The sequence below is a fragment of the Paenarthrobacter sp. Z7-10 genome (genome assembly GCF_026932795.1).
In the GTDB taxonomy this organism is placed as follows: Bacteria; Actinomycetota; Actinomycetes; order Actinomycetales; family Micrococcaceae; genus Arthrobacter_M.
Window position 1 is genome coordinate 43,862 of sequence record NZ_JADPVH010000017.1, and the last position, 21,115, is coordinate 64,976.

At 63.8% G+C, this 21,115-nt stretch carries 13 protein-coding genes; 2 read left to right on the top strand and 11 right to left on the bottom strand.

The annotated features are described in order from the left end of the window. Positions 1 to 6: 6 nt before the first annotated feature. From IV498_RS07175 to IV498_RS07195, 5 genes are all read right to left on the bottom strand, one after another. Positions 7 to 1,551: a sugar transferase gene (locus IV498_RS07175; RefSeq protein ID WP_269045877.1), complete on the bottom strand. Its 1,545-nt coding sequence runs from the start codon at positions 1,549 to 1,551 to the stop codon at positions 7 to 9. A 503-nt stretch (positions 1,552 to 2,054) separates the two neighbouring features. Continuing rightward, entirely contained in the window at positions 2,055 to 2,510 is a 456-nt protein-coding gene (locus IV498_RS07180) for an RrF2 family transcriptional regulator (RefSeq protein ID WP_269045878.1), read from the bottom strand. Positions 2,511 to 2,557: 47 nt separating this feature from the next. Further along, a complete protein-coding gene (locus IV498_RS07185; RefSeq protein ID WP_269045879.1) occupies positions 2,558 to 3,448 on the bottom strand; it encodes an ABC transporter permease in 891 nt (296 codons plus the stop codon). Further along, the gene (locus tag IV498_RS07190; RefSeq protein WP_442951310.1) at positions 3,445 to 4,221 is read right to left on the bottom strand and encodes an ABC transporter ATP-binding protein; all 777 of its coding nucleotides are present in this window, start codon (positions 4,219 to 4,221) and stop codon (positions 3,445 to 3,447) included. The genes IV498_RS07185 and IV498_RS07190 overlap by 4 nt, the downstream gene beginning before the upstream one ends. 2 nt (positions 4,222 to 4,223) lie before the next feature. Then, the gene (locus IV498_RS07195; protein WP_269045880.1) at positions 4,224 to 5,297 is read right to left on the bottom strand and encodes an ABC transporter substrate-binding protein; all 1,074 of its coding nucleotides are present in this window, start codon (positions 5,295 to 5,297) and stop codon (positions 4,224 to 4,226) included. Positions 5,298 to 5,491: 194 nt separating this feature from the next. Here IV498_RS07195 and IV498_RS07200 point away from each other — a divergent pair, with 194 nt between their 5' ends. After that, on the top strand, positions 5,492 to 6,451 hold the full coding sequence (locus IV498_RS07200; RefSeq protein WP_269045881.1) for a sulfite exporter TauE/SafE family protein: 960 nt from the start codon (positions 5,492 to 5,494) through the stop codon (positions 6,449 to 6,451). Continuing rightward, a complete protein-coding gene (gene cysC / locus IV498_RS07205; protein ID WP_269045882.1) occupies positions 6,448 to 7,836 on the top strand; it encodes an adenylyl-sulfate kinase in 1,389 nt (462 codons plus the stop codon). Before IV498_RS07200 ends, cysC begins: the two co-directional genes overlap by 4 nt. A gap of 63 nt (positions 7,837 to 7,899) precedes the next feature. Here the strand turns inward: cysC and IV498_RS07210 are convergent, their stop codons facing one another. The 6 genes from IV498_RS07210 to IV498_RS07235 form a co-directional block, all read right to left on the bottom strand. Continuing rightward, the gene (locus IV498_RS07210) at positions 7,900 to 10,632 is read right to left on the bottom strand and encodes a helix-turn-helix transcriptional regulator (protein WP_269045883.1); all 2,733 of its coding nucleotides are present in this window, start codon (positions 10,630 to 10,632) and stop codon (positions 7,900 to 7,902) included. A 17-nt stretch (positions 10,633 to 10,649) separates the two neighbouring features. After that, complete coding sequence (locus IV498_RS07215) at positions 10,650 to 13,442, bottom strand: helix-turn-helix transcriptional regulator (protein WP_269045884.1); 2,793 nt, start codon at positions 13,440 to 13,442, stop codon at positions 10,650 to 10,652. A 437-nt stretch (positions 13,443 to 13,879) separates the two neighbouring features. Further along, a complete protein-coding gene (locus IV498_RS07220) occupies positions 13,880 to 16,555 on the bottom strand; it encodes a LuxR C-terminal-related transcriptional regulator (protein WP_269045885.1) in 2,676 nt (891 codons plus the stop codon). Between the two features lie 56 nt (positions 16,556 to 16,611). Beyond that, the gene (locus IV498_RS07225) at positions 16,612 to 19,350 is read right to left on the bottom strand and encodes a helix-turn-helix transcriptional regulator (protein ID WP_269045886.1); all 2,739 of its coding nucleotides are present in this window, start codon (positions 19,348 to 19,350) and stop codon (positions 16,612 to 16,614) included. Between the two features lie 161 nt (positions 19,351 to 19,511). After that, complete coding sequence (pth, locus tag IV498_RS07230; RefSeq protein ID WP_269045887.1) at positions 19,512 to 20,093, bottom strand: aminoacyl-tRNA hydrolase; 582 nt, start codon at positions 20,091 to 20,093, stop codon at positions 19,512 to 19,514. Between the two features lie 63 nt (positions 20,094 to 20,156). After that, positions 20,157 to 20,759 (bottom strand): 50S ribosomal protein L25/general stress protein Ctc, encoded by a 603-nt coding sequence (locus tag IV498_RS07235; RefSeq protein ID WP_269045888.1) that lies wholly within the window; start codon positions 20,757 to 20,759, stop codon positions 20,157 to 20,159. Positions 20,760 to 21,115 lie beyond the last annotated feature (356 nt).

The window sequence follows — 21,115 nt, forward strand, 5'->3', positions numbered from 1 at the left end:
CCTGTTTTAGTAAGCGCCAACGGGATTCCTCATCATCTTGGCGGTGCGCCAGAGGATGATGATGTCGCCGGCAAGAGACCAATTTTCTACGTAGTACAAATCGAGGCGGACACTGTCCTGCCAATTGAGCTGGGAGCGGCCATTGATCTGCCACATCCCGGTCAGGCCGGGCTTGATATAAAGCCGGCGGTGAACGCGTGATTTATAGCCGTCCACCTCACGCTGCAGCGGCGGCCGAGGTCCTACCAGCGACATATCACCGCGCAGCACGTTCCAGAACTGCGGAAGTTCGTCGAGGGAGTACCGGCGCAGCCACTGACCCACATTGGTTACCCGCGGATCGTTCTCCATCTTGAACAACATGCCTGCGCCTTCATTCCGGTCCAGCAGGCCAGCCAAGTCATCCTCGGCGGTTTCCACCATGGAGCGGAACTTGTACATCAGGAACTTCTTGCCCGCCCGGCCAATCCGTTCCTGGCGGAAAATCACCTGACCGGAACTGTCGCGGTGAATCAGGATGGCGAGGACCAGAAACAGTGGCAGCAGCACCAGCAGCGCTGAGGCGGACAGGACTATGTCGAGCAGGCGCTTACACACGTGCTTGGCACCGGCGTACTGCGGCAGCTCCACGTGCATCAGTGGCAGTCCTTCCACCGGACGCGAGTGGATCCGAGGGCCGGCAACGTTTGTCAATCCCGTGGCCAGGACGAGTTCGGTCCGGGACTCCTCCAACTTCCAGCCCAGTTGCTGAACGAATTTGCTGCCGCCCTTCACATGGCCGGCTACGATCACGGCATCGGCGTCAAACTGCCGCACGGCGTCCACCACGGAACCGGTGTCCGAGACCACGGGCACCGCGGTGGCACCCACAATCACGCTCAATCGCTGGTCGCCGACTGGTAATGCGGCGCCGACTACCTCGTACGCCGCCCCGGATTTTTTCTGGATTTGGTTGACCACGTAGCGGACATCCTTATGGCTGCCCAAAACTATGACGCGGGACAAATAGTGTCCAAAGGCGCGCTGGCGCAGCAGCCACTGGCGCAAGGACCAGCGTGAACCGATCAGACCGACGACGCCCAACGGAACCGCCAGAGCGAAGTAGCCACGTGCAACATCGACCTTAAAAACCAGGAAGACGATCGCCACCACGCCCAGCAGCGTCATCGTTGCACTGATTACCCGTTTGTATTCGTCCGTTCCGATGCCCACCACACGGGCATCCCGGCTGCGGTAGATGCCCAAGGCGAGCATCCAGGCGGCGGCGATTGCTGCGGAGAGAATCCCGTATCCGAATCCGGATCTGCCGACCTCCACATCGGTACCGTCGAATCCGAAGCGCACGACCTGGGCGACCGCGGCCACGATGCAAAGGACGACTGCGTCCGAGACCCACAACAAGCGGTGGTAGCGGCTGGCCCAGCGCAGACCCGACCGGGACGCACCGACGGCGGCCCGGACGCGGGGAGACTTCGCCAGCGGATAGGTATGCGCCGGCCGGTCAAACCCGAGGTCAACGCTCAGAGCCGTGGAATCATCCAGCGGGCTCATGAGCAGCACCGGACGTAGCCGAGGGAAGTAAGGGGGGCCGACGGCGGCTGGGGGGGAGTCTTGGTCTCAGAAGACTCCACCGCCGTCGACCCCGTATGTGGGGCCCGTACACCGAGGTGCCGGGCGTGCTGCGACATGGCAGCTGCGGTAAGGAATATGGAAGTTGAAGGGAACCGGTGCCCCGTCCTTGCGGAGCAGTTCACCGGGACTGTTAGTGCCTGGCTTGCCGGGCAGCTCCGCCTGGCAAACCCCGGAACGCCCGAGTAATCTGCAGTTTGAAAAGAGCGCATTTCGAGACCCGCTTCGTATCCGTTGATGCTTGCTTACTGGATATTCCAAAGGTATTTGGGTGCTGTTTTGGGCACACGAGTAGGTCGTACGCGTCTTTTACCAACGGTTCATTAGGTATTGGTGCCGCCCTACTGTGCCGGCGCTGCGGCGGGCGAGTATGGACTACTTGGCCGCAGCCGAAGCTACCTGTCGCCAGCCAACTGAGCCTGAGCTCAGCGGCGTTCCCAGACCCCTGGCTCGGCCAGCAGCGAGAGGACGCCCGCGGGCAGGGTCTGCGCGGCAATATCCGCCACGGTGGTGGTCTCCAGCACGGCGCGCAGGCTGGCCCTGACCGCGATCCATACCTCACGCAGAGCGCTGCTGGAGTCGGGATAGGTAATGTCCTCGGGGCGTTCGCCACGCACCCCGGCCAGCGGTCCATCCACTGCACGCAGCACATCGGCGACGGAGATGGAATCCGCCGGCCGGCCCAGCAAGTAGCCCCCGCGCACACCCCGTCTGGCAATCAGCAGACCGTTCCGGGTCAGTTCGGTCAGGATGGTCTCCAGGAATTTGTCGGGGATCCCTTGCCCGGTGGCAAGCCGGCTGCGGGTCAGCACTTGGCCCTCGTGCAGCGCCAACTCCACCACCGCCCGAATGGCGTAGTCCGCCTTCGCCGTCACATGCACCGTTTGTCCGCCTTCCGCCAGGGAGGTCCGTCCATCCCAGAAGCAGACTACCCTCGTGCACTGGCACGATCAGTTCCCAGCCCACGGCGCGCCTGGATCCGACGCGAAAGGTAAGAAAATCCGCCGTCGACCGCCATTCCCAGCAGCAGTATCACCAACATCGTGGACATCAGCCCGGCCGTATCCGCGAATTCGCGGAAGAACTGCAGCTGCGCGCCCAAGGAGGGCCTCGACGCGATGATCACCAGCAGCTCGCCGGCCATCAAAGAGCGCCAGGCGAACGCCCACCCCTGCTTGAGCCCGGACAGATAGGCGGGCAGCGCCGCCGGCAGGACAATATGGCGGTACAGCACAAGGCCCTTGGCGCCCAGGGCCTTGGCCGTACGCAGCAGCGGCGGCGGAACCTCATCGATGCCCGAAATCAGGCCATTGGCTATTGAGGGTGCAGCGCCGAGCACCACGACGAATTCAATAGCTTGCTCGGAGAGGCCAAAGAGGAGGATGGCGAAGGGGAACCAGGCGATGGAAGGCATGGTCTGCATGCCGGTGATCAGCGAACCGATGGCAGAGCGCAGGACCCGCGAACCGGATACCAGCAGGCCAATTCCGGTGCCGATCAGGACGGCGAGTCCGAATCCGACGAACGCCCGGATGAGCGTGGTCGTCAGCGATACCCAAAACTTCGCCTCCACCAGTGCTGCGGCGAACCGCTGGAGCACCTCGGCCGGAGCCGGCAAAACATAGGGCGGCCGCCACCCGGCGAGAAAGACGACTTCCCAAAGGCTCAGGACCAGCAGCACCGCGATCAGCGGCGGCAGCACCCGGGCTGCCAGCCGAACTGCCAGCCGCGCCGCCAGCCGGCGGGTGGCGCTACCGACGGCGCCCGCAGCACCTGCAGCACCTGCAACGCCGGGAGCACCCGTGGTGATCGGGTTCATCGCGGACCATCCTGGAGCCGCGCATGCAACTCGGCTGCCCTTGATGCCACGGCCGGGCCATCTATCATGCGTGGTCTGGGAAGATTGACTATCAGTTCCGACTCAATCCGCCCCGGCGACGGGGCCATCACGACCACACGATCCCCCAAGCGTGCGGCCTCGCGGACGTTGTGGGTGACAAAGAGCACGGTCAGCCCCCGTTCGGCCCAGATCCTTTCCGTCTCATCGTGCATGGCGTCACGGGTGATTGCATCCAGCGCGCCGAAGGGTTCATCCATCAGCAGGATCCTGCAGTCCTGCGCCAAGGTCCGGGCCAAGGCGACGCGCTGGCGCATACCCCCGGAGAGTTCGTGTGGTCTGAGCGAGCCCGCGTCGGGAAGTCTGACCGACTCCAGCAGTTCATCGACCCGGTCCTTGAAATCCGCACGGGGCACACCCGAGAGTTTCAGTGCCAGCTCGATGTTTCCACGCACGGTAAGCCATGGAAAAAGGTTGGCATCCTGAAACATCATTCCGATTCTGCGGCGGCCGGTCTCGATGCTGCCGCTCGTTGGCAGCTCCAAGCCTGCAATGAGATTCAGCAGAGTCGACTTGCCGCAGCCGGACCGGCCCAGCAGGGCTACAAACTCCCCCTCGGCGATCGTCAGATTCACGCCGTCCAGCGCTGCCGTCCCGGCTGCCGCCCGCGCGAATGTCTTACCAACGGACCGGACCCGGATGCCCCAGTCTTCGCCCGATTTCGGCGCTTGGTCCGCGCTGACGATCGCAGGCAGGCTCACGGTGCCACCACCGCGGTCTTGCCACGGCCGGTGAGGGCGCAGTCGAGTGGATTCAGATCGTATAGCCCGCTCAGATTGACCTCGGCCAGCAGGCCTACGTCCTGAGCGTTTCCGGCTCCGGTTATCAAGGTGGCCGCCAATGGATCGTAAGTGAAACCGACATTGCCCCATGCACTCTCCAGAACGGGTGCCGCGAGCTCCTGACCGGTAATCTCTTTGATGCCGGCATTAACCATCTCCTTGGCGGACGCCGGGTCCGAGTTGATGAAATCCAGCGCGTCCAGTTCACCCTCGAGCACCGCAGCTACGGTTTGCGGATGCTGGTCCAGGAACTCCTTACGCACCACTAGGTTCGTGACCACGAACTTCCCCTCCGGCCAGAGATCTTTTTCATTCACCAGCAGATGTGCGCCTCCTTGCTGGATGAGCCTCGTCATCCAAGGTTCCGGCAGCCATGCGCCATCGATATGGCCGCTGGCGAAGGCCTGCAGGGCGGTGGCGTTGTCCTGCGGCAGGATGTGGACGTCCCCGCCACCCTCGCTGTCCGTGGAGAGATCCTGATCCTTGAGCCAATGCCGCAGGGCCACATCCTGGGTATTACCCAACTGCGGAGTGGCCAATCTGGCGCCACGGAGCTGATCCACGCTGGAGATTCCGGTCCGGACCACCAGTCCGGCCCCGCCGGAGGCCGCTCCGGCTACGACCCGAAGCGCGGTTCCCTTGCTCTTCGCATAACCGTTGACCGTGGGGTTGGGACCGACGAAGGCCATGTCCACCGCTGACGAGAACAGCGCCTCGATTGCGGCAGGCCCGGCGTTGAAGGTAAGGGGTTTCAGGGTGGTTTGACCCAGATGTTTGGCAAAAAATCCGTGGCGCACACCCACAATGGCAGGTCCGTGGGTGGGGTTGGGAAAATATCCAATCCGCACTTCCTTGGCGGGGCTGCCGCCAGCTAATCCTGCGTCGGCGTCGGCGCCGGCACCGGAGGGCGTCATGGGTGCACAGCCGGTCATGGCAACGGCAAGGGAGGCGATAAAAACGCCTGCGGTAAGTCTGTTGAGTCTTTTCATGATGTTCGTCCTCGGGGAAGGTGGTGGGAACAAAATCTCGAAAACCTATAATTCCCATAGGTTATTGAGGTTGTTCAGGATCTGCCAGCGATTGGGATACTCGTTTTTGCTCGAACCACTACTCTCTCCACCTCTCAACTACTTGTGTATCGACGCGGATTGTCATGGCACAATCGGCATTTATGGATCTCACAATGGCTCTGGCAGCCTTCGGCGTGGCGATAGTGGTGGGGCTGACCGGCATGGGCGGGGGCGCACTGATGACGCCCATGCTGGTGCTGTTTTTCGGGGTGCCGCCGCTGACGGCTGTCTCCAGTGACCTTGTGGCCAGCGCCGTCATGAAACCCATCGGCTCCGTGGTGCATCTGCGGCGCAAGACCGTGAACCTTGAGGTAGTTAAGTGGCTTGCGGTCGGATCGGTGCCGTCCGCGTTTGCCGGCGTGCTCGTGCTGAAATGGCTGGGATCGGCGGAAAAAGTCCAACAGGGGGTCAAACTGGCTCTGGGCATCGCCCTGATGCTCAGCGCAATCTTGCTGGTGGTCCGCGCTTATATCCGTCTGGTCGAGCGCGCGCGCAGTGCCGACGGTCGTGGCTCCAAGCTGCCGCAGGCCCGACCCGGGATGAAGGTTAGGATGCTGCCCACCATCTTGCTGGGGGTTGCCGGCGGTGCGGTGGTGGGCATGACGTCGGTCGGTTCCGGCTCCATCATCATCATCGGTCTAATGATGATTTATCCCGGACTCAAGGCCAACCAATTGGTGGGCACCGACCTCGTCCAAGCGGTCCCACTGGTGGCCGCGGCGGCTTTGGGCCATACCTTCTTCGGGGACTTGAATCTGGCTTTGACCTTGCCCTTAGTGCTGGGCAGCATACCCGGCGTGTATTTAGGTGCCAGGCTGTCATCCCGGCTGTCCGGTGGCTTCGTCCGCAGGGCGCTGGCCTTCGTGCTCCTGGCCTCGGCACTAAAAATGCTCGCCGTCCCGGACGCCGCTACCGGAATCATCCTGGCGGTGGGGCTGCTGGCGGCGCCACTGCTGTGGATGTATATACGCAGGCAGAACGGACTACCCGCGCTGGCCAGTACCGAATCGCGTCAGCGCCGGAACGCCATCCCTTACCCACAGCCAAACAAGGAGGTCGACGGCGCGGTATGACAAAGTTTCCAGGTTCCCTGACCGAACCGCTTCACGTTCTGGCCGGTCCCCAGCTCGACGAACTGGAACTGCTGCTGGGCGGTTTGTACTCCCCCGCAACGGGCTATTGCCTTCCCTCAGATGTGCCTGCGGACTGGCCGTGGGCCTTTTCCCTCGCGGTTTCGCCCGATGTAGCCGCCGCAGCGGTGCACAGCGGTGCGGTTTTGCTCACGGATCCCGATGGCACACCGCTGGCCCGGCTGAGCGTCTCCGCGGCCGCTCCCTGCGCCCCGGCGCAGGTACATCTGGCAGGCATCCTGACGGCCCTGCAGCCTGCCGAGCATCCACCGGCGCGGCAGCTGCGTCGGACGTCGCCGTTGGGTGCCACTCATAATGGCCGGCCTACGGTGGTGGCGGTTTTTTCCCGAGAACCAGAACCCGCTGAACTCGCCCGTGCCGTGGCTGCGGCCCGCACCCACGACGCGCAGCTGGAGCTCGTGGCGCTCACCGGGAGCCAGACACATGGCAGTTACACCGTGTTGAACCTCATCTCGGCCTTGGGCCGCTGCGCCGCCGGGATCCCGGACGCCCGGCACTCCCTGCTGATCACGCCTGCTCCGGCCGGCGCCACTGGTTTACAGCGGCAGGCATTGGACGAGTACGTCCTGGCCCGCCTCGGTGCCGACATCCTGCTGAACTTCTCGTCCATCGAACCGGCCGCGCGGCAAGCGCCCGCCGGCAGTGGCGCAGTGGTTTTCCTGACCGGGCTCTCGGGCTCGGGTAAATCCACCATCGCGCGTTCGCTGGCTGAGCGGTTGCAGGAGTGCGACAACCGTCCGGTGACGCTGCTCGACGGCGACGACGTTCGCCGGATGCTTTCGCTGGGGCTGGGCTTCAGCCGGGAGGACCGGGAACTGAACGTCCGTCGGATCGGATGGGTCGCCTCGCTGATTGCTAAATCAGGCGGTGTGGCGGTGTGTGCTCCCATCGCCCCATTCGAAGCCACACGACAGGAAGTCCGCAGCATGGCAGAGGCTGCGGGCTCCTTCGCGTTGGTCCATGTGTCCACGTCGTTGGAGGTGTGTGAGCAGCGGGACCGCAAAGGTCTTTACGCCCGCGCCCGGGCGGGGAGCCTGCCGGACTTCACCGGCATTGACTCACCGTACGAAACTCCCGCCCACGCCGACGTCGTCGTCGATACCAGCGCCACCACGATTGATGCGTCGGTCGCACTGATCCTCGCGGCCCTGGGCATAGCACCAATCGAACCAAGGACTACCGACACAAGGACTACGGACGCCGCAGGCATGGACACCGCAACAATGGACACGGCAGGAGTAGCCGCAACAGCCAAAAACGCCATGACCGCGGCTGACACCACCGCCAACCGCCACCACCACGGCTGACCACCACGACGGCGACCGGCTCGGCGGTGGGTGGCGTTACAAGCCGGCGACGTTCCGCTGCTGTCAGTGCCGGTATGAGAGATCGCGCCGCGCTGTGGTGATGTCAGCGCTGGTCAGATCTTCGCGACGGTTGATTCCAAGCTTGGTGAAAATTCGGTACAAATGGCCTTCCACCGTGCGCACCGACAACGATGAATGTGCGGCGATTTCCCGGTTGCTCTGACCATTGACCACCATCGTGACGATGTCGCGCTCGCGGGGAGTCAACTCTGTCGTGTCATCCGGACCGCCCAGTTGCAGGGTGCTGACGCCGGCCAGTTCCGAGCGCCGCAGCTGGAGCAGATGGACAGCAGCCCGTGCACGTTTACGATCCCCGCTGTTCTGCAGCAGGAGCACTGACTGTCCCAGGCATTCGGCTGCCAGCAGCTGGTAACCGGCCCCCCGGGCCTGCTCGCTGGCAGCCATCAGCTGGTCAGCGTCCTTTCGGATAATGCCGTGGACATAGCTGTTCAGGCACGCCGCCTCGGCGCCCTCAAAGCCATCCGTCAATTCCATCAGTCGTGCCAGCTGACCCACGTCGCCGAGCCGGAGCGCCAATTCGCGGACGTCCTTCTCAGCGCTCAGCAGCCCGTCCCGCTGCCCATGGTCAGCGAGCTGACGCAGTTCCTGCACGCTCTCGGAGGCACCATACAACGCAGCCTGGGAAGCAGCCGAGTAGGCCCGTGCCAACAGATGAAAATGCAGCGATCCCTCGTAGGGCAGGTTACCCAGAGCCTCCGAATAACTGGCCACCAAATCCCGTCGACCGGCCAGCGAGGCTGCATAGGATGCCAGCCCGAGTGCGTAGGGCAGCAGTTGGTCCAGGTCCACTTCGCGCAAAGCCTCGATGGCGGTTGCGAGTTTGCGCAGTGCCAGCGGCATCTGGCCCTGCGCGAGTGCAACCAGTCCCTCGATCAGCTGCAGCGCCCCGCTGAAGTACAGCTCACTGCGCAGGCCTGAGCGGGTAAAGTCCGCGAGCACCTCCGCGACGTCACCGAACTTGCCGAGCCGGACCAGCGCGAAAGCGTGCCGAATGAGGACGTATTCGTAGTAGGGAAACCGGCTGTCCGTGTCGCCGGCGAGAACCTGCAGTGCCGCCGTCGTCGCCTGCACCGCCCCTTCCGGGCGTCCGGTGCAGGTGAGTAATTCGGCCAACAGCATCAGGGCCACCAAACGGGACTCGGCATCCGGCTCCCCCGCACCGGCCAGCTCACGAAGTTCGGCCTCGACGCCGGCGAACCGGCCCTGGAGCTGCAGTGACTGCAGCTCCATCAGCCGGCTGCCCCGCAGGTGCGCCCGCTGCGCCAGCATGGCCGGCTGGGCGAGTTCCATGGCCGTATCAGGATTGGAAGCGGCCTGAGAGGAAATGCGCACGGCGCTCTTCCGCCAGGTGTCGGCGATATCGATCAGGCCGGCGGGACGTCCACCCAGCCCCAGATGCACCCACGCGGTGAGCAGCGAGGCCGCCCGCACGGTGGCACCATCGGCGGCGGATTCGATGCAGTGCTCCAGCAGTGATGCCGCGCGTTTTAGGTCCCCTCGGTGGTAATGGGCGTGCGCCATTTCAATCTTGGCGGCGGTGCGATTGCCGCTGCTCTTGACCGCCTCCGCCGCACGGAGGGCAAAAGTTGGATCGAAATTCCTGTTGGCCGATCCGGCTGCCTGCAGCAGCTGCTGCTCGGGGACGGTCGCGCCGCAGTCCAGAGACCAGTTCACAAATCGCACCAGCGACTCCGGCGAAGGCTGCGGACCGTCCATGACCTCCAAAATCCGGGCCCGGATCCGGCGGCTGCGTGCCGCCGGAACCAATTGACGGACCACCTCGCCGAAAAGGGGGTAAGCCGAACGGACTAAACGCCGGGGTCCTTTGGAAATGCTGATCAGATTGTCTTCTTCCAGCGCGTCGATCTCCGCCTCGCCGGCGGCCTGGCAAAGCCAGCTCAGTGGCAGTGGCTCGGCGAGCGCCACTGTTTGCAGCACCTCCAGCTCAGCCGGAGTCCGGCGAAGCAGCTGTTCGCGGACCAAGTCCGTCAGATGCAGATCGGCCGTGGGATGGTAATTGCGCAGCAGCCAGACCTGGTTACGCTCCACCAGTTGGTCCAGTCGGCGCGCTTGGGCTATCAGCGCCAGCAGGAACAGCGGATTGCCGCCGGATACCTTGGCCAAGGCTGCGCTGGCGCTGGTCAGGACCTCACCGGCCAAAACCTGCTCGCACAGCTCGTGCGCCTGGCGCCCCGTTAAGGGCCCCAGATCGAAGCGGGACAGCAATCCGTCGCTCCACAGTGACAGGAATTCCGCCGGGGGCGCCGGCTTTGGCCTGGACAGAACCAGGAGCTTTGCCGCTCCCGTCACAGCCAGCTGCGCAATCACCCGGGCACTGTCCTCATCCAAATTATGCGCATCATCGATCACCAGCACGGCCTCGGAGCCGCTGGCCGCCAGCCGCTGCACCAGCGAACGCTGCACCTTGCTGAGCACGTCGGGAGGCGAGTCCACCTCTGCCCCGACTGTAGGGTCCAGGAAACGCGCCAGCGCGCCAAATCGGACCCGGACCAGCGCCGTGCTCGGCGAGATGCGGAACGGGCGCTGTTTGGGCCCCAAAGCGCCGAGCACGGCCTGGGCCAGCGCTGTCTTGCCAAATCCCGCATCGCCCACAACCACCACACCCAGGCGACCGGGATCCTTCAGCGCTGCCGCGATGGAAGCGACCAATGCGTCGTGCCCCACGAGCAGGCGAGAGTTCTGGCTGTTGTTCATCGATTCCCCGGAATCCCCTACGCGAAGGTGTTTTTGAGCTCGGCCCGGTTGGTGACCTGCAATTTTCCGTACACCTGGTACAGATGTCCCTCGACTGTCCGGACGGAGATGCTCATCTTGGCCGCGATCTCCCGATTACTGACGCCGGCTGCAGCCCAACTGGCCACTTCCTGTTCACGGGCGGTGAGGGCCTGTCCGTCTTCGCTGGATTGTTTTACTCCGCCGAGTCGCTGAACACTGCTGCGGATGCGTTGTTGGGCCGCCCGCATCACCCCACGGTCGGCGGCATCGGTGCCTATTTTTAGGGCAACCCGTGCCGCATCCCGGGCGAACAAGTCATCGCCCATGTCAGCGGCAGTCTCCGCGGCCTGCAACAACAATGTGGTGTCCTGTTTGAGGATTCCGGTGCCCAGGACTCCGCACAGCTGGGCAAACCGCCCCTGCACGGTCCCCGCCGCGGTGATCAGTCGTTGGGCGCCACCGGAGCAGCCCTGCCGAACGGCTGCGCACAGGAAGACGAGCTCGATGGAGGTTGCCCGAACCCGCCGCTCGTCATCCGCCAGGCTAAAGAGGCGAACAGTTGCCTTTTCCTTCGAGGCCAATTCTGCCGAGGCCAGGACCTGGAAGTAGGCGCAGGCGCTGCTGACGAGCCGGGATGTCGCATGGCCCGCAGAAAGTCCGGCGGAAGTCGACTTTCCTGCCAGGCCGGCACCCCCCGCTGAACTGCTTTTACCGCGGCCGAGAAGGCTGGTGACACCGGCCACGCTTGTGCTGCCACTGCTCAAAAAGTGCAGCGCCCGATCGTTCTCGCCCAGCAAGGCATAGGAATAAGCGACTGCGGCAGCGGCTACCTCCGACGCGCCACCGCCGTCGAGCTGCTTGAACTGGCACAAGGCGGGCAGCAGGTGCGTCAATGCCCGTTCGGCCCGTCCGCAATACGCATGCACCAGCCCATCCGTCAGTTCCCGAACCGTGGCGGACCGTGCGCCAGCCACCGTTCCGGACGGGATATCCGCCCCCGGCATGGCTACCCGTTGCTGGGCGGTGCCGGCGAAGAGGACATTCGAGATCGCCCAGTCCGCCGGTTCCCCACTGAGTGGGGCCATTCCGGCTTCGTTCAGCTGCGCGTCGATGACGCTGGCCAGCTTGCGTGCCTCCGACTGCCGCCCGGTCAGTGCCAAGGACCGGCACAGACCACTGCCCGCCTGCAAACGGTGCGCAGCCGTCGACCCCTGGGAATAAAGCCGCTGCAGATCCTCCGCGACTTCCCGGTACCGACCGTCGTGGATGGCAAGATCGGCACGAGCCAACGCCAGTTCCTCCCGCAGCTTCCCTAGTTCCTGTGTATCCTGCTCCGACCTCATTTCCGCTGCGCTGGCGTCCAGCCGCGCCTGCACCTCGTCCAGCGCGCTTCTCGGGTCCAAATCAGTGTCGGAACGCATCAGCATGCTCCGCAGCAGCATCACCTCGACCCACTGGTCCAAGGCAGCATCGCCGAAGTCCTCCGCCGCCAACAATGATCGTGCTTTGTCCGGTTTGCCGAGGGTCATGTAGGCTCGCGCCTCCTCGGCCTTGGCTTCCCGGCGCGCCTCCGGCTCCAGATAGGCCAGCAGCCGCAAAGCCTCCAGCGGGCGGCCCGCCCGGTTTGCCGACCCTGCAGCCGTCCTTGCATCCTGCTGAGACAGCTCAGCTCCGCAGTCGAGCGCCCATGAGGCCAGCGCCAACGAGGTGGTCAGCACCTCTTCCGAAGGAATGAGCGCACCGGTGACCAGGGCGTGAAGTTCCCGGCTTCGCCCGCTGGGTATACGCCGACGGATCACCTGGGCCATCAGCCGGTTGGACAGCCGGACCCATGCCGGCCCCGCAGCGGTAATCTGCAGGCTCCCGCGCTGCTCCAACGAGTCGATCGCAGCCGCATCGCTGACCAGCATCAGGTCATCCAGCGCCATACCTCCGGTCAGCGCGAGAATGTCCATCACCTGCCGCTCCGGTGCCGATAAGGACTTCAGGCTGGTCAGCACGGTGCTCACCGTGCTGGTGTCATACTGGAACGATTTGCCCGCGAGGACCCAGACGCCATCCTGCCGGATCACCGTTTGAGTCTCGATCTGTTCGGCCAGGATCATTTCCAGGAAGCGGGGATTTCCGCCGCTGGCGTCCCACAATGCCTCACCCGCGGCACGGGAGACGTCCGCGCCGAGGGAGTTCCGCAGCCAGGCGGTGGTTTCACGCTGGTTGAACGGCCCCACGTCGATGCGCTGGACCAGGTCATCCTTCCACAGCGCGATCAGCTCTCCAGGTGCCTTGGGCAGATCATCACAGACGGCCAGCAGCCGAACCGAGCCGTTAGCGGCCAACTGGGTAACAACCAGGGCGGAGAGTTCATCCAGGTCCTGGACGTTGTCCACGAACAGGATCACCCGGCGATCCTTGGCACGCTGGGCCAGATACCGGCCCAAGCTGCGGACCACGTTCATAGGGTGATCGACGACGGCGTCGTCGAGTTCATTCAGCAGTGACCTCAGCGCTCCGTACGGCATGGTCGAGGCGATGGAGCTGCCTTGGGCCTGCAATACCAGGGAGTCTTCGCGAAGCTGCTCGATGGCCTTTCGGGCGAGGAACGATTTACCGGTTCCGTGATCCCCCACCAGCACCGCACCGCAGCCGGCCCGGTCCCGCAGGATATCCAGCAATTCAGCTACGGTTTCCTGCCGACAGTACGGATAAGATTCCGTTTCGGCGCTGGAAGTCCGGGAGGGGATTTCGGTTTTGGCTGCGTTGCCCGTGGCTACAGCATCGAGTTGCAACATGATTGAGACCTTCATATTCACTTGGGGTTGTTATGAACTACCCCAAACCTACGAATTCCTGCCGCCGACGGCACGAGTGGACGGTACGCGAATTGAATCGGCCGCTGTGCACAGTGGACACAGGAAGTACTCAGTTTCGAATCGCGCGGTACCCGGAGACCACTTGTTCGTCGGTCCATCGGGGACGATGCGCGTAGGTACCGCGGCCAGGACTACTTGGAGGCCCTCGCGAAGACCGAAGTTACCGGATTTACTCGTCCGCTGCCCGGGCGAGTACAGGTAGTCCCCCAGAGTGGTAACAGCAGCGTAATTTTCCTCGTCCGCCGTCGACCAGTGCATCGAGTGAGCGGTTGGCGCGCGCTGCGGGACTGTATCGAGCACCTGGTGCTCACTGGATGTCCGCTGCGTTAGGCTGCGGTTGGTGGCGGGCCCGCGACTCAGAGACTGGCGACCTTGTCCAGTTCGTCCCGGCCGCCAATACCGAGCTTGGAATAACAGCGGTATAAGTGACCTTCGACAGTACGCACGGAAATGTGCAGCTGGTCCGCGATCTGCCGGTCGGTGAGCCCTTCGGCGGCGAGGACAATAACGGCGTGCTCGCGCTGCGTCAGCACGGGCTTGGGAACGGGAGCCGGCGCCGCCTGGCGGACCAGTCCCAGAGCGCTGTGACAGGCAGCCAGGCCGCCCCGGGCAGCCGCCGCACCGTCCCAATCCTTTGCCCGGCCGAAGAGGTCCAGGGCGGCGGCATAGGCGCTTGACGCCAGCTGCACCGCGTCGGCCTCCATCAGCTGCGTACCGGCGTCGAAGAGCGCCTGGCCCGTCCCCTGCCGCAGGGCTGTCCCATATGCTGCCAGAGCCTGCGCCCATGGTCCTTCAACGGCAGCTGCCACCTCGCAGAACCGATCCAGCCGGGTCGTGTCGCCTAGACTAAGGCACAGCTGGAGGGCATGCAGTTCGAGCAGTTTGGCGCCGGTTTCCGCGGCGGAATCCGCGCTGCGGAGCAGCCGCGCGATTCCTCTCCCGTCCCGGACCAGCAGTTCCTCCCCGGCGTCAAAGAAGCCTTGGGCATGAACCGTAGCCAGGTACATCCCCACGTTGTGCACTTCGGAATAGTCCGTGGACAGGCGCTGCGCTTCTTCCAATAATCCCTGGGAAGCAGCGGCATAAAAGGCCATCGCGGCGGCGAGCCCAAAGAGCTGCTGCGGATCGCTGATCCGCAGAGCTTCCAGCCCGGGCAGCAGCACCCGAAGGGCATCCGTCATTTTCCCCTGCCGGATGGCAATGAATCCAAGGGCCACATGGGTGCCGCCGCCAAAGGACGCCAGGGCCAGCACGGGTGAGCTGGCGTAGCGGTCCACCAGCCGCTGCGCCGTTTCCCATTCGCCGGAACTCAGGATCGCGCTCAGGCATCTGATCAACACAAACTCGGGCAGGAAAAATACTTCATCCGGGCGCGGATGCAGATGGGCGATCGCGTCCAGGGCCAGCTTCGCTCCGCTGGCCGGTTTACCTATGGCGCAGAGCTGTTCCGCCGCGACCGACAACGCGAACGCCTGTGATCTGTTGCAGTGCGTCGACGCCGCGGCCGCGGCCGACCGCTCCAGCACACCGGGCAGAACCTCTTCCATTGCTGCGTAGTTTCCAGAGAGAGAAAACATCATCAGCTCGATCAGTGAGGCACGTTCCTGGGTGGCTGCCAGTATCCCTGCGGCGTCCTTCGGCGTCTGCTGCGCCAACTGCCGTCCGGCGGAGCGCAGCAGTTCAGCGTCCTGCGCCATGCGTTCCAGCGGATGTCCCAGTGCCGCCCGTGTGGCCGGCCACAGCAGGCTGCCGATCAGGAGCTGCGTCAGGTCACTCCCAGCGGTAAAGTCCGGCTCCAGGAGGGCGGCCGCCCTGTCGTAATGGCCACTGTTGAAGTGCGAGCGTGCGGTGACAGCCCGTGCCATCATCTGCAGGTCCGGCTCCCGAATGGCGGAGGCTATCCGCAATGCCAGCTGATTCTGGAACAGCTTGCAGGCCAGGAAGGCAGCCCGGAGCAACTGCTGGTCCGGAACAGGCGAGCCGCAGTCCAGCGACCACGTCACCATCCGCAGCAGTGCTTCGGCGTTGTCCGTCTGGACATCCATCCGATCAATGAATCGCTGCCGCAACTGCAAGCTGCGTGCCGCCGGGACCATCCGGCGCAGCACCTCCCCGTAGACGGGATTTTGCAGCCGGAGGGTTGGCCGGAGCTCCGCGCTGGCGGCAATAAACCGGTGGTCAAGCAACTCTTGGACCGCGTAGACGCTGACGAGTTGTTCCACCAGCGACCTGCTGGCCGGTTCGGCCAAGGCCACCAGATTCAATGCCTCACGGCTGGCCGCGGACATCCGGGACAGCTGCAGCCTAACCACGTCGACCAGTTCCATGCTGCGCTGTGGAGGGGGACCGGTGATGAGCCAGACGCCATGACGCTCCACCAGAATGACGGACCGCTGCGCCTCGCGCACCAGCACCTTGAGCAGCAGCGGATTTCCAGCAGACTCTGTCCAGAAATGCCAGCTGGTGCTCGAAAGAACTTCTCCGCCCAGCAGGGCAACACACAGTTCGTGGCCCTGCGGGCGGGTCAGCGGCGTGAGATCGAACCTTTCGGCTGCGCCGTCATGCCACAGCTGCAGCAGCGGAGCCGGAATCCCGGGATGAGGTTTACTCGAAGCCACCACCTTGGCCCAGCCCGCATGCACCAGTTCGGCAATTAGTGTTGCGGACGCATCATCCAAGGCGTGCGCATCGTCAATGACCAGGACCACCGAACCCGGGTGTACGGAACGTTGTTCGATCTGCGCCCAAATGGTCCGCAGCACGGCGACCGGGGAAGTGATGTCCTCGACCGAAACAGCGGACAGGTACGGGGCCAGCACCCCGTACGGGACCCCGGACAGCGCAGGACTGCCATGGATCGGCATCACCGACATGTCTGGCGAGATTTCACTGCTGACCTGGGCCAACAGGGTGGAAGCTCCCAGCCCCGTGTCGCCAACGATGAACACGGCGCGGCAGCCCTGCAACATGATCGCGGTACTAACGTCTACCAGGATGCCGCCCGGATCCACCCAGGAATCCGGGGTCGGCACGACTGATCCGAGGCTTATGTGCGGAATACTCGGAGGCTGCTCTCGGACGAAATCATTCACTTGCGCAAGATTTCTTCTATTTCGCTGCGCGCGGAGATCCCGAGCTTAGTGAAGATCTGGTACAGGTGTCCTTCAACCGTGCGCACAGATACTTCCAGTCGAGCGGCAATGTCCCTGTTGCGCAGTCCCCGGCAGGCCATTTCGGCGACCTGGAGTTCGCGTTCGGTCAGGTCCGTACCCTCGCTGTGAGGGGTCACGGGCAGTACCGGAAGGGCCTCCACCAGCCGGTCAAGCCGGTGTTGTGCCGCCCGGGCGGAAAAAGCATCACCAGACTCGCGCGCATAGTCGATTGCCAGCGCCACGCAACGGGCTTCCACTGCGTCCAGGGCCAGGCCCCGGGACATTCCCGCTGCGCTGATCAGCGATTTAGCATCTTTGCTGCGGCTTCCCCTGGCCACCAAACGGTTCAGTTCGGACATCGGTCCCTGGCGCCGCGCGGAGATCTCCTCCAGCAGCAGATACTCCTGCTCACTGCCGTGAATGGTCGCACCAAAAAGACTGGTTCCGGCCGCGGTGTATCTTCCGTTGGCGGCATCGTGTTCAGCCATCTGGATCAGCTTGGTCCGGGCGCCGGGATCCCCCAGCCAGCGGCGCGCCATCAGTTCGCAAAAGGTCGCCATCGACGCAGCGCACCACGCCGTCGGGGCCTTGCGGGCGGCGATCTGCGAAAGATAATTCCGCGCTTCGGCCGCGTCCCCCACCTGCGCATAGGCAAAGGCGAGCGCCGAATAAGCGAGCGCCTCAGAGTTGAAGCTGCTCCGGACCTCCAATTGCGCTACGGCCGCCAACAACGGACCAAGCGCCAAGTCCCCGCGGCCGGCATAGGTGTACGCGACACCAAGAGCCAACTCCCAGGCCCCGCCACCATACGGCATGTTCTGTGGAAAACGCTCCTGCGCGTCGGTGAGCATTGCTACGCAGTCCTGCCATTGCCCGGTCAGCAGCAGGGCGGCAAAGAGTCCCTCCCCCTGCTGGCTGCGCAACTTGGGAACGATACCGGAGCGCTGCATCTCGCCGGTCAATTCCGCAGCCAGCTCCAGCGCATCCAGCTCCCGGCCGGTCATGGCCCAGCCGAGGACAAGCAGGCAGCCACAGTTCAGCCGGTACTCCAGATCACCCTCGCCGCGGTATCCGGATTCCAGCGCCTGCGAGACGGCCGCGTAGTCGCCCTGGTGAGTCAACATCTCGTACTCTGCCAGCATGATCAGGTCCAGAGCCCGTGCAGTCTCCACTGTCCGACCGGGGGCTGCCGCGTCGATTTCCGACCTGGTTGCCACCTCGGCGCGTGCCTGCACCAGTAGTTCGGGAATGCGGCGCCGGCCGCCTGGGATCCACAGCAGGGCCGAGCAGCGGACCAGAACATGGCGGGCGTATTCCGTCAGCGGAAGCCGCTCTAAAGTCTCAGCGCGGATGTCACCGAGGGCGTTTGCCGCTGCCTCATAGTCGGCCAGGATCATGTGGGCGGCGGCCCGCTGCTCCGCGGCCGCAACCCATTGAGCGTCCTCCGGCCTAATTTCATCAGCACATTTCAGTGCAAATATCGGGTCAGAGAATTGGACCGCAGCCCTGGCGGCCGCCAAGGCGATCCCCGGAGCCAGCGGGGCCTGACAATCCAAAGTCCACGCTGCATAGCTGAGGAGCTCTTCAATGCTCATCTGTTCCGGTGCATGCGAGATAACCTCGGCCACCCGGCGGTGAAGTTCCCGGCGCCGCTCAAGATCGAGCCAGTCGCGAACGACATCGCCCACGTATTTGTCCCGAAGTGAAACCCAGCGCCGCTCGCTCTCATCAACCTCCAGGTAAGCCGCCTCTTCCATCTCGGCGACGATGGAGGCATCCGTCAGCTGGACCAGAACGGACAGCGGCAGCCGCCTGGTCAGGGCGAGGTATTCGATGACCACCTGGGCCTGAGGGCTCTCGCGGCTCAGTCTGGAACGAACCAAGTCACTCAACGCCCCGACGGAACCCAGCGCTACCTCGGAGTTCATGGTCCAGACCGAACGGCGGCGGTGCAGTGATCCTGAACGCAGCTGTTCGCTGACAATGGCATGGAGGACCAGCGGATTTCCTCCGCTGCTGGCGTGGAAGGTAGTCACCACGCTGGCCGTCACTGGGCCACGCAGTACCCCCTCCAGCAGATGCACCACCTCTTGCCGCGAGAAGTTCTCCAACCGGAGGTACTCCAACTGACCGTCCTTGATCAGCCAGTGGAAGTCTTCGGGCAGATCAGTGATGTCGCGGGACAGAACCAGTATCCGGCAGGTTCCGGTCAGCAGCAGATGCATGATCACAGCCACGCTCATCTGGTCCAGGGTGGTCGGATCATCCAGGACCAACAGTGCCGGCTGGCCGGCCGCTTCGGCGCGGATCAGCGACTCTACGCCGTGAATGATGGCGGTAGGGGATGCCATCGATTGCGCCGGAAGTTTAGCGAGCAGGAAGGCGAGCTGGCCATAGGGAGCTATCGAACCGAGCATCGGACTGCGCAGATGCAGGATGTAGGTTTCGGCCCGGAGCTCGTCGGTCACGGACTGGGCCAACGTCGTTTTGCCGACGCCTTCGGCCCCGGTGGTTGCCACGCCGCGGAAGGCGGGATTCTTCAGCGCCGCTACGACGGACAATACGGTATCCCGGCGCACCACAGCCGACCACTCACGCCGCTCAGCCGCTCCCATGCTTTGCCGTGCGCGGGGGTGAAAGCGCATATCCGACTCAGCGGATAATTCTTCCGTCACGCTCACTCCCCCCGGACATGCAGCTTGAGACCCTATCGGGACGCCCCGACAGACCGTTTCACTTAATCTCTGGGCAAGCGTTCTCCTCAGATGGCGTAATCATACGGTCTAAAGCCGGCCCGACGCCAGCATCGGAGGGTGACGGCGGGTAATGTTCGGGCTTACTTTGCCGGGTGGAATTTTTGCTGGGCGTCGATCAGACCCGCAGTGATCAGCAGTTCGGTGGCATCCGCTGCTTCATCTATCAGTAAGGGCAGCTCCCTGCGCTCCACCGAAGTGAAGTCCTTGAGCACGTGGGAAGCCGCATCGGCGCGGCCGGGCGGCCTTCCAACGCCTACCCGAACCCGGTAATAATCCTTTGTGCCCAAGGTCCGCGATATATCGCGGAGACCGTTGTGACCGCCTTCACCGCCGCCAACCTTCAGCCTGATCGTGTTGAAGTCGATGTCGATCTCGTCATGGATGGCAATGGTGTTCGCGGCAGGGATGTCGAAGAACTTTCCCAGCGCGGCAGCCGGGCCGCCCGAGAGATTCATGAACGTCAGTGGTTTGGCCAGCACCAGCTTTGGGCCACCTATCCCCAACCGTCCTTCGGCCACCAGTGCGCGGGACTTGTGGGTGCGAAACGTCACGCCCATCCGCCGGGCCAGCTCCTCGACGACCATGTGGCCAATATTGTGCCTGTTACGACTGTAGTCGGGCCCGGGATTCCCGAGCCCGACTACCAGCCAGGTGCTACTCATATGTTCGATTCTACCAAGCTGCGGGGTGTGCCAGGGGCACCGCTCACCCGCAGCGGGCCAGCACTACTCGGCGGCGGGGGCAGCCGGGGTGGTTGTGGTAACTGCTTCATCTTCGACACCGAGGTCCTGCACGGTCGGCTCGGAAATGTTGACAATCAACATTTCCGGATCGGTCAGCAGCGTGGAACCCTTGGGCAGCACGAGGTCTGCAGCGTGGACATGCTCGCCCACCTTGCGGCCCTCAATGCTGAATTCGACGTGTGCCGGGATGTGGGTGGCCTCGGACTCGATGCTGATCGTGACTTCCTCCTGGTTGGAGACAGCGCCCGGCGCAACTTCGCCATGAAGCACAACGGGAACGTCAACGATGACCTTCTCGCCACTGCGCACTGTCAACAGGTCAATGTGCTCGATGATCTGCAGCAGCGGGTCGCGCTGGATGTCTTTAACGAGGGCCAAGTGAACTTCGCCCTCAATGTCCAGGGTCAGCAGGGCGTTCGCGTGGCGGGCCGCACGGGTGGTTTCGCGCTCAGGGAGGGAAATGTGGAGAGCCTCGGCCCCGTGGCCGTAGATTACCGCGGGGATCAGGTTCGCGCGGCGGGCACGGCGCGCGGCACCCTTGCCAAACTCGGTGCGCATCTGTGCTGCAAGCTTCTGCTCAGCCATGGGAAACTCCTTCATTGTTCGTTGATCAGCAAGGACTAATGGTCTAGAACTTGCCTGGCGCATTTAACGCGAAGGAGGTTCAGACCGAGTCGATCACGGAGTAGGCGTAATTGTGCGCCTTCTCCCTCGCCAAGGTACCGGGACAGTCTACCAGTCCGGGTGGGAAGGCTGTCACTGGAGGGTTATGCGCATTGAGCCGGCGACCGGGTGCGCAGCTTGAATTCTAGGGGTTGTTGCAACACCCGGGTTTAGCTGGCTCTTAGTAGATCACGTAGTTGTTCGGCTGGGGTATTCCAGCCCAGTGTTTTGCGGGGGCGGGCGTTGAGTTCCTGGGCGACGTGTTCGAGGTCTTCGGG